Source organism: Ornithinicoccus hortensis, from assembly GCF_006716185.1.
Lineage (GTDB): Bacteria > Actinomycetota > Actinomycetes > Actinomycetales > Dermatophilaceae > Ornithinicoccus > Ornithinicoccus hortensis.
The window spans coordinates 1,733,341-1,746,004 of record NZ_VFOP01000001.1 but is presented as its reverse complement, the minus strand read 5'-3'; the positions used below and the strand labels follow the sequence as shown (position 1 = coordinate 1,746,004).

At 72.4% G+C, this 12,664-nt stretch carries 9 protein-coding genes; 3 read left to right on the top strand and 6 right to left on the bottom strand.

The window, feature by feature from the left end; genetic code table 11:
• Nucleotides 1-20 precede the first annotated feature (20 nt).
• Nucleotides 21-1,238, bottom strand: a complete 1,218-nt coding sequence (locus tag FB467_RS08095) for a DUF4192 family protein (protein WP_141784648.1) — start codon at nucleotides 1,236-1,238, stop codon at nucleotides 21-23.
• 61 nt (nucleotides 1,239-1,299) lie between these two features.
• On the bottom strand, nucleotides 1,300-2,010 hold the full coding sequence (locus FB467_RS08090; RefSeq protein WP_228393098.1) for an EcsC family protein: 711 nt from the start codon (nucleotides 2,008-2,010) through the stop codon (nucleotides 1,300-1,302).
• Between the two features lie 130 nt (nucleotides 2,011-2,140).
• Here FB467_RS08090 and FB467_RS18725 point away from each other — a divergent pair, with 130 nt between their 5' ends.
• Entirely contained in the window at nucleotides 2,141-3,370 is a 1,230-nt protein-coding gene (locus FB467_RS18725; protein WP_194288302.1) for a hypothetical protein, read from the top strand.
• A 36-nt stretch (nucleotides 3,371-3,406) separates the two neighbouring features.
• On the opposite strand, the gene FB467_RS08080 is transcribed toward FB467_RS18725, so the two are convergent.
• The gene (locus FB467_RS08080) at nucleotides 3,407-4,348 is read right to left on the bottom strand and encodes a PAC2 family protein (RefSeq protein WP_141784646.1); all 942 of its coding nucleotides are present in this window, start codon (nucleotides 4,346-4,348) and stop codon (nucleotides 3,407-3,409) included.
• A gap of 122 nt (nucleotides 4,349-4,470) precedes the next feature.
• On the opposite strand from FB467_RS08080, the gene FB467_RS08075 reads away from it, so the two are divergent.
• Entirely contained in the window at nucleotides 4,471-6,612 is a 2,142-nt protein-coding gene (locus FB467_RS08075; protein WP_141784645.1) for a S9 family peptidase, read from the top strand.
• Nucleotides 6,613-6,640: 28 nt separating this feature from the next.
• On the opposite strand, the gene FB467_RS18720 is transcribed toward FB467_RS08075, so the two are convergent.
• The gene (locus tag FB467_RS18720) at nucleotides 6,641-7,015 is read right to left on the bottom strand and encodes a YkvA family protein (protein ID WP_228393100.1); all 375 of its coding nucleotides are present in this window, start codon (nucleotides 7,013-7,015) and stop codon (nucleotides 6,641-6,643) included.
• 96 nt (nucleotides 7,016-7,111) lie between these two features.
• Between FB467_RS18720 and FB467_RS08065 the strand changes: the two genes are divergently transcribed.
• Complete coding sequence (locus tag FB467_RS08065) at nucleotides 7,112-7,825, top strand: PP2C family protein-serine/threonine phosphatase (RefSeq protein ID WP_141784643.1); 714 nt, start codon at nucleotides 7,112-7,114, stop codon at nucleotides 7,823-7,825.
• Nucleotides 7,826-7,831: 6 nt separating this feature from the next.
• Here FB467_RS08065 and FB467_RS08060 read toward each other — a convergent pair whose 3' ends face one another.
• Together FB467_RS08060 and hrpA are read right to left on the bottom strand one after the other, a co-directional pair.
• Nucleotides 7,832-8,617: a hypothetical protein gene (locus FB467_RS08060; RefSeq protein ID WP_141784642.1), complete on the bottom strand. Its 786-nt coding sequence runs from the start codon at nucleotides 8,615-8,617 to the stop codon at nucleotides 7,832-7,834.
• Nucleotides 8,618-8,697: 80 nt separating this feature from the next.
• Nucleotides 8,698-12,636 (bottom strand): ATP-dependent RNA helicase HrpA, encoded by a 3,939-nt coding sequence (gene hrpA, locus FB467_RS08055; RefSeq protein WP_141784641.1) that lies wholly within the window; start codon nucleotides 12,634-12,636, stop codon nucleotides 8,698-8,700.
• Between the last annotated feature and the right edge of the window lie 28 nt (nucleotides 12,637-12,664).

Here is a 12,664-nt window from a genome sequence, read left to right as displayed (position 1 = left end):
GGGTAGGGCGTGTCCGCCGATCAGGCCGCGTCCGGGCCCCGGCCCTCGCAGCGGTCGGCGGCCTCCCGGGTGAAGCGCCTCGGCCGGAGCGCGGCCGTCAGGGCGAGGTCGAGCAGTTGGGCCAGCCGGTAGTCCGGATCGACCGCGAGCGCGCGCTCGACGGCGAGGTTCGCCAGGGTGCCTGCCCCCTTGGACCACGCGTGCATCCCCAACAGGCTGAGCACGGGGACGGCGTGCTCCCGGGGGGTCCGGGCACAGAGGGTCGTCAACCGGGGGGTCAGCAGGTCCAGGTCGATCGGGGGCGGCGCGGCCAGCCCGCGCCCACGCGCCTCCTCCTCGACGGCCTCGGCGAGGCATCGTCGCTCCACCCGCACCAGCGCCGCCTGGACCCTGTTCGGGGCCGACGAGTCCAGGTCGGAGAACTGACTCGGAGCGATGAGCTCCAACAGGCAGTCGCGGAACACCCGGTACCGCAGGGAACGGACAGTCGCGACGAGATCCTCCGTACCCAACTGCTCGATGGCCGGCGCGTCCGGGTCGGTACGCAGCACCAGGGCCCACGTCCGGTAGTGCCGGAGCTCGCGGTCCTCCCAGGCCTGCAGGTCCCCCTCCCGGCGGGGCCCGTCGACATCCCCGAACGGCCCCTCCGGGTCCTCGTCGTGCAGGCGCAGCGCCTGGCGCACGGCCTGGTGCGTCAATGGACAGTCGGCGTCCAGGGCCCGCCCGAGTTCGGCCCGGTCCCCCAGCGGACTCGCGCCACGGAATACGAGGTCGGCGGCGGCCGGCACGTCGGCGAGCGCCGGGATCCTGGCCCAGGTCGGCGGGCAGTCGTGTTCGCCCAGGTGCGTGCGACGGCACCAGAACCCGTCGCTGACCTGGGCGAGCGTGTCCACGGCAGCGCCCTCGTCGGCGCAGGCCTGCCCGAACAGCCGGAGCGACCGCACCGCGTGGGCGTCCTCGCGCTCGTCGGTGTAGGCAAAGATCTGGGCCGCCCCCGGTTGCTCCCGGGCACACACCGCCCGGACCTCCTCCACCACCCGGTTGACCACGTTGGGCTCCGGGATGTCGAACCGCATGGTCATCAGCACCGCCGCGGTCAGCGGACCGCCGTCGCTGCGGGGTTCCCCCAACAGCGTCACCACCAGACTCTGCCGAGGCTGGTACCCCAACTGGTGGGGAAGCACGGCGATCTGCTCCGCTGCCCCCCGCACCCTGATCACGCCTTCGGATGCACTCATCGCCCCAGCGTGACCGATTCGGTCGCCCCCGAACCGGGAGCGACCGAATCTGTGGATAACTTCAGTCCTCGGCGGGCACCGCGGCCAACCGACGCCGGGCCGGGAACTCGACCTTGGCGTTGTCGGCGATCTTGTCGAGCATGAACGTGTCGAGCCCGGCACCGATGACGCCGCCGGCGATCGGCACGCCCTTGGTGAACCGGCTGAGCGTCTGGCCGCCGAACTTCGTGGCGACCCGGAAGCCCACACCCTTGTTGATCACCATCATCGCGGCATCGGGCAGCTGCTTGGCCGCGATCTGGGCGAGCCGGGTGCCCGTCGGGACGCCGGCCTTGTTGAGCAGCTCGGTGGAGTCGGCGCCGACCAGGGTGAGCAGGACCGCGGTCCGCACCTCCGGGCGCCGCACGTCATACCCGCGGATCTCGGCGATGCTGCCGACCATCCGGGTGGCCAGGACGTAGAACTCGATGATGTTGGCCGGGATGGCCACCGGCAGGGTGAACAGGCCACCGAAGCCGGTGACGAAACCGGCGGAGGCGACCAGCCGGGTGTGCGACCGGATGATCTTGGTGATCGCCTTCTCCGGGTCCGGGTACTTGGCGGTGAACTCCTTCACGACGTCCTCGACCGAGTCCAGCGGGCCCAGCCCGTCGAAGCCGAAGTCCATCAGCTTCTGCACGATGGCGTTGGCCGTCTTGCTGGCCACGCCTCCCTCGTCGATGGTCTTCGGGCTCTCCTCGACGGAGTCGTCCTTCTTGCCAAACAGTCCCACGGGCATCCCCTTCATCGACCTGGCGCCCCAACGGGACGGTTCGGGGCACATCCTGCCACCGGTTGTCCGGGTATGCCGTCCGGCGCGGGTTCGTTATCCCGCCGCGACCTCGGTGCGCTAGGTTGCGCGCATGGGGAACACCGAGTCTCGGGGCACCGGCCCGTCCAAGATCCTGTCCATCTTTGCCGCCCTCCTGGGCGTGGCAGGCCTGGTCCTGCTCGGTCTGGGGCTCTACGGCACGCTCACCGTGGCCAAGCCGAACATGACCGGCTTCAACCAGGGCGACACGCTCCGGATCAGCGAGAACGGCATGTCCGTGTACGCCCGCTCCGACGCGGTGCGGGAGGCGGCCGTCTGTGTCGCCACGTCGGGCAGCGAGGAGGTCGTCTTCGAGCGGCCCGTCAGCGAGTTCACGGTGGACGTCGGGGGGACCGACTTCTACGAGGTCGGCCGCACGCCTGCCGGGACCGATGCCGGCGAGTACACGCTCACCTGCCAAGGGGCCGAGGAGGCGGTGTATGCCGGGCCGCGCGCCACCCGGACCGTCGCCTCGGGTGTGATGGGCGAGCTGGGCCTGATCATCGGCGGCGTCCTGCTCGGCCTGGCGCTGCTGCTCGCCCTGGCCGCCCTGTTGACCCGCGGCAAGGGCAAGAAGAAGCAGGAAGAGGCGCCCTACCAGTACCACGCGCAGGGCCAGCCGTCCTACGACCAGCAGGGCGCCGGCTATCCCGCCGCGCCGGCCGGGTACCAGCAGCCGGGCGGGTACGACCAGGGGTCCTACCAGCAACAGGGTGGCTACCCGCAGCAGAGCGGGTACCCGCAACAGGGCGGCTACGACCAGGGCTCCTACCAGCAGCAGGGTGGCTACCCGCAACAGGGCGGCTACGACCAGGGCTCCTACCAGCAACAGGGTGGCTACCCGCAGCAAGGCGGGTACCAGGAGCAGGGTGGCTACCCGCAGCAGAGCGGCTACGACCAGGGGTCCTACCAACAGCAGGGTGGCTACCAGCAGCAGGGCGGTTACCAGGAGCAGCAGGGCGGTTACCAGGAGCAGCAGGGCGGTTACCAGGAGCAGCAGGGCGGTTACCCGCAACAGGGCGGCTACGACCAGGGGTCCTACCAGCAACAGGGCGGCTACGACCAGTACGGCCAGGACCAGCCGCAGGACCCGACCCAGGCCTACGGGCAGGGCGGTTCAGGCTCCGACCAGTACGGCCAGCAGCCCCCGCCGCCGCCCCCGGCATACGGACAGCAGCCCTACCAGTCCCCGTTCGGCGCCACAGACGACGGCGGTGAGCAAGGCACGAGCGAGACAGACGGCGAGGGCCAGTCCGAGGGCACCGACGCCGGGCAGCGCTGACCCGCCCGGCGCCGGGACGGACCCGCTGCGGGTGACTCAGTCGGCGGGACCGTCCGGGTCGCCCTCGGCGTCGGGGGAGGTGGTCTCCCGCAGGAACTCCTCGAACTCGGCACCGATCTCCTCCGCGCTGGGCAGGTCCGCCGCCTCGGAGGCCAGCAGGCTCCGGCGGCGCTGACCCTCCAGGAACCGGTCGTAGCGCTGTTCGAGCGCCTCCACGACCTCCGTGACCTCGGTCGAGCCGGCCACCTCCTTGGTGATGTCCACCCGGTTGAGGCTGGCGGCCTCGACCAGGTCGGCGGTCGGCACCTGCAGCCCGGAGTGCACCAGCAGGGTGTCCAGGGCGGCGACCGCGGCGTCGCCGAAGCGGGCCTGGGCGAGGTAGTGCGGCACGTGCACGGCGATCCCGAACGTCTCCAGACCGGCCTCCCCCAGCCTCAGGTGGAGCAGCGACTCGGCGCTGGCCGGCACCTGGACGCGGCCGAAGACCGCCTCCTGGAGGCCGACGACCTCCGGGTCGCTGCCGAACCGGGTCATCCCGACGGGCCGGGTGTGCGGCACCGCCATCGGGACGCCGTGGGCGGTCGTCATCCGCCGCACGCCGAAGGCGAGGCAGAGCTGGCGGACCGCCTTGACGAAGCCCTCCCAGCGGTAGTCCGGCTCGGAGCCGTGCAGCAGCAGGAAGTCCTGACCGGCGTGGTCCTGCATGCGGTAGAGCAGCAGGCTCGGGGCCTCGTAGTCGTCCCAGTGGTCGCTGTCGAAGGTCATCACCGGGCGGCGGCCGCGGTAGTCGACCAGCTGGTCGACGTCGAAGGTCGCCACGACCTCGTGCTCCAGGGCCTCCAGCAGGTGGTCGGCGACCTGCTCGCTGACCAGGCCGGCGTCCATGAATCCCTCGAGGGACACGATGAGGTGTGGCGCGTGCATCGGCTGCCGGGCCGCCTCGTCGGTCAGTTGGAACAGGGGACTGCGCTCCGTCACGATCTGCCCTCCTGGGCTGCAGGGTCGAACCTTGTCGACTACTCCAACGGTCCGGGGTCCCGGTTGATTCCGGCGACACCTCCGCAGGACAGGGCCACACCGCGGAGTGATACTGATGAGTCATGACGACCGTCTTCCACGACCTGATGCAGTACGTCGCCTACCCGAGGCTCTCCGGCCTCGCCCTCAGCCCCGACGGGTCACGGCTGGTGACGACCGTGGCCACGACCACCCGCAAGGGCACCGGGTATGCCACGGCCCTCTGGGAGGTCGACCCGACCGGTGAGGCCCCGGCCCACCGGATCACCCGCAGCAGCAAGGGCGAGGCCGGCGCCACGTTCAGCAGCACCGGGGACCTGTACTTCACCTCGTCCCGGCCGAACCCGGACTCCGACGAGGAGCAGCCGGAGGCCGCCCTGTGGCAGGTCCCGACCCACGGTGGGGAGGCCCGCGTCGTGCTCTCCCGTCCCGGCGGGGTCTCCGCCGTGCAGTGCGCCCGGGACGCGGCCACGGTCCTGGTCACCGCCCCCTCCTACCCCGGTGCCGACAGCGAGTCCGCCCACGCCGCGATCCACAAGGTGCGCACCGACGGCGGCGTCGCGGCGATCCTGCACGACGGCTACCCGGTCAGGTTCTGGGACGCCGACCTCGGACCGGCGGCGCCGCACCTGTTCGTCGCCGAGCCCGAGGAGTCGGACGAGCCGACCATGCCGACGACGCTGGACCACACCGCCCCACTGCGACTGCGGGACGTGACCGAGGGCATCGGCAACCGGCTCGGCGCGGGCTCGGTCCAGCTGAGCCCGGACGGCACCTTCGCGCTGGCCGCGGTGGCCCGCCCGGAGGCGCGCGGCGAGCAGCGCAGCGTCCTGGAACGGATCGACCTGACCACCGGCGAGCGTCGGGTGCTGTTGGACGAGGAGGGTCGGGAGTTCGCCCCCGGACCCGTCAGCCCGGACGGCACGCACGCCGTGGTCGTCCACCAGGGCAAGAGCACGCCGGACACCGCGCCCCGTCCCCTGCTGGCCCTGCTCGACCTGGCCGACGGCAGCCTCAGCCCCCTCGCCGAGGACTGGGACCGGTGGGCCAGCCCCGTCGCCTGGTCGCCCGACGGCACGACCCTGTTCGCCCTGGCCGACGACAACGGTCGGTGCCCGGTGTTCCGGATCGACCCCGCCACCGGCGGCGTGGCCGCGGTGACCACCGACGACTCGGCATACAGCGACTTCGTGGTGTCACCCGACGGCACGACCGGGTATGCCGTGCGCAGCAGCTACGCCTTCCCGGCGGAGGTGGTGCGGATCGACCTGGAGACCGGTGAGACCACCGCGCTGCAGGGTCCCGTCGCCCGCCCGGAACTGCCCGGTCGCCTCGAGGAGGTGGAGACCACCACCGCCGACGGCACCCGGGTGCGGGCCTGGCTGGCGCTGCCCGAGACCGACGGGCCCGCCCCGATGCTGCTGTGGATCCACGGCGGCCCCCTCGGCTCCTGGAACGCCTGGACCTGGCGGTGGAACCCGTGGCTGATGGTCGCCCAGGGGTATGCCGTGCTGCTGCCGGACCCCGCGCTGTCCACCGGCTACGGGCAGGACTTCATCCAGCGCGGGTGGGGCAACTGGGGCGGTGCGCCCTACGAGGACCTGCTCGCGATCACCGACGCCGTGGTGGCCCGGCCGGACATCGACGAGACCCGGACGGCGGCGATGGGCGGCTCGTTCGGCGGCTACATGGCCAATTGGGTCGCCGGGCACACCGACCGGTTCAAGGCGATCGTCACGCACGCCTCGCTGTGGGCGCTGGACCAGTTCGGGCCGACCACGGACGCGGCCTTCTACTGGCAGCGGGAGATGACCCGCGAGATGGGCGAGGCCAACAGCCCGCACCTGTCCGTGGACAAGATCGTGACGCCGGTGCTGGTCATCCACGGCGACAAGGACTACCGGGTGCCGATCGGTGAGGGCCTGCGGCTCTGGTACGAGCTGCTCAGCGCGTCCGGCCTCCCCGCCGACGACGAGGGCCGCTCCCCGCACCGCTTCCTCTACTTCCCCAACGAGAACCACTGGATCCTGTCACCGCAGCACGCCAGGGTCTGGTACGAGGTGGTGAGCGCCTTCCTGACCGAGCACGTGCTGGGTCAGGAGGCCGCCCCGCTGCCGGTGGAACTGGGCCGCACCGCACCGACCGAGGAGCAGGTGCGCGCGGTCGACGGGGACCAGGACGGCGACACAGACCTGGGCGACGAGGCGTCGGCCGCCGGCCAGTAGCGACCCCGCGTCGGCCGGTGGCCTCGGGTCAGCCGATGACCTCGCCGGGCACCGCCTGCCGGTTGCGCTCCCAGTCCAGGAAGTCGTCGGTCGTGCGGATCACCGTGACGGCCAGCCAGCCGACCACCACGGCGTCGTCGGCCAACCCGCCGAGCAGCAGCACCGCCTCGGGCATCAGGTCGATCGGCGACACCACGTATCCGACGGCGCCCATCATCAGGAGGACGCGGCTGAGGTCGGCCCCGGTGTAGTCACCGCGCCGGATGGCACGCACCATCCGGGGCAGCGCCGCGAGCCGGGTCCACAGGCTCGGGGCGTCCGGCGAGCTCGCCGACTTGATGGCGCGTGCGACGGCGGCGAGCGCCCCCCAGCGCAGGGCCTTGGTGGCAGTAGCAGCGGACACGGTCCCCTCCGATCGGGCAGGTGTTCTCGGGTCGGTCAACGAACGCGGACGGCCCAGGATTCCCGCGGTCGCCGCGACACGGTCCAGACTGGGCCCATGAGGGTAGGCAGTGCGACGCACATTGGACTGGTCCGGGAGGGCAACGAGGACGCCCTCGCCGTCGGTGACGGCCTGTGGGTCGTGGTGGACGGCATGGGCGGCCACGAAGGTGGTGAGGTGGCCGCCGAGGCGGCCACGCAGGCCCTGCTGGAGCATGCTGGCGCCCGGCGCGAGGACGGCCGCTGGGCCCACGCTCTCCCGGATGCGTTCCGGGTCGGGCACGAGCGGGTCTCCGCGCGCGGTGTCGAGACCGGTATGCCGGACATGGGCTGCGTCGCCGTCCTCGCCCGGCTGGGCGGCCCGGACGCGCCGGACACCGTGGAGGGCGCCTGGGTCGGCGACTGCCGCGCCTACCACCTGGTCGACGGCACCCTGCACCGGCTGACCACCGACCACAACGTGGCGGCCGAGCTGCTGGCCGCCGGGCAACTGACCCCGGAGCAGGCCCACGACCACTGGGGGCAGTCCAAACTCACCCGGCGTCTCGGCGGCGCGGGACCGGCCGCGGAGGCCGACACGCTGACGGTCGCCGCCTCCGGGCGGCTGCTGCTGTGTACCGACGACCTGACCATCCACCTGTGCGACCCCGAGATCGCATCGCTCCTGGCCGAGGGCGACCCGCAGGCGGCGTGCGAGGCACTCACGGGGGCCGCGCTGGCGGCCGGCGGGATCGACAACGTCAGCGTGGTCGTGGTGGACCTGGACGACTGAGGCCGGTCAGGCCTGGGCCAGGCTGTCCAGCACGTCGGGCAGGAGGTCGACCAACATGGCCTGAACCGCCTCCTCGTCCGCGTCGTCGGCGATCAGGCTCGTCCCGAGCACCAGCCCGTCGGAGTGCCAGATGGCCACGCAGAACGGCGGACCGTCCTCGAAGCAGGCGGTCCTGAGGTCGCCGCCCAGCTCCTCCGGCGGCTGCACGCTGTCGGCGTCGGCCACGTCCAGCGCGCTGAGCAGCGACTCGAAGTCGGACTTGCCCGCCAGGTCGACCGCGAAGACGCCACTGGCCGTCCCGAACTCCGAGTCGTGGGTGTCCCCGTCGGAGTCCCCGCCGCAGACGATCCCCATCAGGTCGGGGTGCAGCGCCTCGTACTCGCTCCACTCGATCTCGGTGCCCCAGCTGGCCAACGAGACCCCCTCGTGCCCGGCAGCCCCCAACGCCTCCTCCATCCGCTCGACGGTGATGGCGGGGCAGTCCGGGATGTCTGTGCTGGTCTGCGCGGTCTCCGGCTTGTTCTCCTCCAGCCAGGACGCCAGACCGGCCCGGGCACCGGCCACTTCCTCGGCCGCCGGGTCGGCCCCCTCCGTGGCGGTCGCCGCGTCCGTGTCGGTGCCCTCGGACCCCGCGGCGCCGTCGGAGCCACCGGTCTGCGAGACCGGGTCCCCGCCGTCCCCCGCGTCGCCCTCCGTGTCCTCGCCGTCTCCGCAGGCCCCCAGCGCCAGGACCAGCCCGGCACCCGCCGCGACCGCAGTCACCGCCCGCCGCATCCGTGTGATTCGTCTCATGACACGCAGACGTTACCGACCCGGGGTCCGTTCCCACGACGCCCGTCCCCCACGGCCCGCCGCACGACTCACCGCACGACTCACGCCGTGGCGTCCTCCGCGCGGTCCATCGCGGCGTAGATCCGCTTGGCCGAGACCGGCTGCGGCGTGCCGAGACGCTGGGCGAACAGGCTGACCCGGAGCTCCTGCAGCTGCCAGCCGATGTCGACCACGTCCGGATCGGTCCGCCGGTGCGGGGGCAGCTGGGCCAGGAAGTCGGCATACTCCTGCTCGACCTGGTGGACCGTCGCCATCCGATCGGCGTCGCGCCGCACGTCCTGCGGCCCCTTCTCCAGGCGCTCGGCCATGCCCGCCAGGTAGCGCCGCAGGTGCGGCAGCCGCGTGTACCCGGTGTCGGCCACGAAGCCCGGCCGGACCAGCTGGTCCAGTTGGCGCCTGAGGTCGGTGGCGAGGTCCGCCGCCGCCGGGCTGGTCAGCCGGGTCAGGGCGAGCCCGACCTCCCGGGCCGTGTCGAGGACCGGCACCAGGTTCTCCACGATCTGCAGCACCCGGGGCACCGCCTGCTGGCGCACCTGCGACAGGGCCGCGTCGAAGTCCTCCGGTCTGCGGACCGTGGCGCCCGGCATCTCCGCGACGACCGAGTCCACCGCGCAGGCCAGCGCGTCCTCCAGCAGCGCGGGCACCGAGCCGTGCGGGTTGTTGCCCAGCGCCAGCTTCTGCTGGTTGGTCAGCAGCGCCAACAGCCGCTTCCAGGGCGCCGTGGTGTTGAGCAGCAACAGCCGGCGGATGCCCAGGCGGGTGGCGCGGTCCCGCTCCGAGGCGGTGCCGAGCACCCGGATGTCGACCGCGGACCCGGTGTCGACCAGGGCCGGGTAGCCCTGCACCGTCCGGGGCCCGACCTGCTGCTCGAAGGTCTCCGGCAGCACCCCGAAGTCCCAGGTCGTCAGCCCCTGCTTCTCCACGGAGGCGGCCGCCCGGGCCATGGTGGTGCGGACCTGGGGGGCCAGCTGCTGTTGCAGGGCCGCGAGGTCCTTGCCCTCGCCGAGCACCTCGACGCGGCCCCGCGGCCGGCCACCCCGACGCCCGGCCGGGTCGGCGCGCCGCTCGACCCGGAAGGTGACCCGCAGATGGTCCGGCACCCTGGCCCAGTCGAATTCGTCCGGATCGACCCGCACCGGGCCGTCGGCCGACAGCGCGTCGGCGAGCGCCTCGTCGATCGGCCCCGACCCGCCCTCCGGGCCCATCGCCCGCAGCGCCCGCCGGGCGTGGTCTGGGGCGGGCACGAAGTGCCGTCTGGTGGCCTTCGGCAGCGCCTTGACCAGCGCGGTCACCAGGTCCTCGCGCAGTCCGGGCACCAGCCAGTCGAACCCGTCGGGGGTGAGCCGGTTGAGCACCTCGATCGGGATGTGCACGGTCACGCCGTCGGCGTCGGATCCGGGTGAGAACTGGTAGGTGAGCGGGAGCTCCAGGTCGCCTTGTCGCCAGGTGCCCGGGTAGTCGCTGTCGCTGACCCGGCCGGCCCCGTCGCTGACCAGCAGGTCCTCGGTGAAGGTGAGCAGCTCGGCATCCCCCCGCCGGGCCCGCTTCCACCAGGTGTCGAAGTGGGCCCCGGACACCACCTCGGCCGGGATGCGCTGGTCGTAGAACTCGACCAGGGTCTCGTCGTCGACCAGGATGTCGCGGCGGCGGGCCCGCGCCTCCAGCTCGCCCAGCTGCCGGATCAGCTTGCGGTTGGCGTGGAAGAAGTCGTGCCGGGTGTCCCAGTCGCCCTCGACAAGTCCGTGCCGGATGAACAGGTCGCGGGCCGTCTCCGGGTCCACCCTGCCCAGCGGGACGGCGCGACCGGCGGCCAGCGGCACGCCATACAGGGTCACCCGTTCGTCGGCGATCGCGCTGCCGCGGCTGCGTGACCACCGGGGCTCGGAGTAGCTGCGCTTCACCAGGTGGCCCGCCGCCCGCTCCACCCAGGCCGGGTCGGTGCGCGCATTGACCCGCGCCCACAGCCGGGTGGTCTCGACCAGCTCGGCGGTCATCACCCAGTCGGGGTTCTTCTTGAACAGCGCCGAACCCGGCTGGAGGTGGAACCGGGCGCCGCGCGCCCCGAGGTACTCGCGCTTGTCCCTGTCGTAGAGCCCGACCAGCGAGAGCAGGCCCGCCAGCAGCGACTGGTGGATCGCGTCCGGTCCCGCGTCGTTGTCGTTGAGGCCCAGCCCGACCTGCTTGCACGCCTGCTTGAGCTGGGTGTGCAGGTCCTGCCACTCGCGGACCCGCAGGTAGTGCAGGTACTCCCGTTTGCACATCCGCCGGAACGCGCTGCCGGAGAGCTCCTTCTGCTGCCGCTTCAGGTAGCGCCAGAGGTTCAGGATGGTCAGGAAGTCGGAGTCGTCGGCCCCCTCCCGGAAGCGCGCGTGCGACTGGTCTGCCTGCGCCTGCTTGTCGGTCGGCCGTTCCCTGGGGTCCTGGATCGACAGGGCGGACACGATGACCAGCACCTCGCGCAGCGCACCGTTGCGCTCGGCCTCGATCAGCATCCGGGCCAGCCGCGGGTCCACCGGGAGCTGGGCGATCGCCCTGCCGTATGCCGTGAGCCGCTTGCGCGGGAGGTGGACCGGGGCGTCCGGGTCGATCGCCTGCAACTCGGTGAGCAACCGCACCCCGTCGGCCACCTGGCGGGAGTCCGGCGGCTCGACGAAGGGGAAGGCGGCGATCTCTCCCAGTCCCAGGCTGGTCATCTGCAGGATGACGCTGGCCAGGTTGGTCCGCAGGATCTCGGGGTCGGTGAACTCCGGTCGCGACGCGAAGTCCTCCTCCGAGTAGAGCCGGACCGCGATGCCGTCGGCGAGGCGCCCGCACCGGCCGGAGCGCTGGTTGGCACTGGCCTGGCTGATCGGTTCGATCGGCAGGCGCTGCACCTTCAGCCGCTGGCTGTAGCGGGAGATCCGCGCGGTGCCGGTGTCGACGACATACCGGATCCCCGGCACGGTGAGCGAGGTCTCGGCCACGTTGGTGGAGACCACGATCCGGCGCCCGGCATGCCGGGAGAACACCCGGTGCTGTTCGGCCGCGGAGAGCCGGCCGTAGAGCGGGAGCACCTCGGTGGCCGGCAGGTTCAGACCCGCGAGGGCGTCGGCGGCGTCCCGGATCTCCCGCTCGCCGGAACAGAACACCAGGATGTCCTGGGGCCCACCGTCGTCCGGGGACTCGGTCCACAGCTCCTCGACGGCCTCGCACAGCCCGGTGACCTGGTCGACGTCCACGGTGGTCGGGGTGCCGTCCTTCGCCGGCGGGCCGGGGCGCACCAGGGGGCGGTAACGCACCTCGACCGGGTAGGTCCGCCCGGACACCTCGACGACCGGTGCCGGGCACCCCTCCCCGTCGGCGAAGTGTTCGGCAAAACGCTCCACGTCGATGGTGGCCGAGGTGATGATCACCTTGAGGTCCGGACGGCGCGGGAGCAGCTGGCGCAGGTAGCCGAGGATGAAGTCGATGTTGAGGCTGCGCTCGTGCGCCTCGTCGATGATCAGCGTGTCGTAGCGGCGAAGCTCCCGGTCGCGCTGCAGCTCGGCCAGCAGGATGCCGTCGGTCATCACCTTGACCAGGGTGTCCCTGGTCGAGTGGTCGGTGAACCGCACCTGGTAGCCGACCACGCCACCGGTCTCCACGCCCAGTTCCTCGGCGATCCGCTCGGCCACCGAACGGGCCGCGATCCGGCGCGGCTGGGTGTGCCCGATCGTGCCGTTCACCCCGCGGCCGAGCTCCAGACAGATCTTGGGCAGCTGGGTGGTCTTGCCCGACCCTGTCTCGCCCGCCACGATGACGACCTGGTGGTCCCGGATGGCCCCCGCGATGTCGTCCCGGCGCTCGACCACCGGCAAGTCGGCCGGGTAGTCGATCCCGGTCGGCACCAGCGCCCGGCGTCGGGCGAGGCGCTCCGCCCTGGCCGCGGGGTCGCCGCCCTGCCTGGGCGGGCGACGTCCCGGTCGACGGGCACGCCGAGGAGGGCGGGCGTGCTCGGGCATGGGCCCATCCTGACAAATCCCCGGGCTG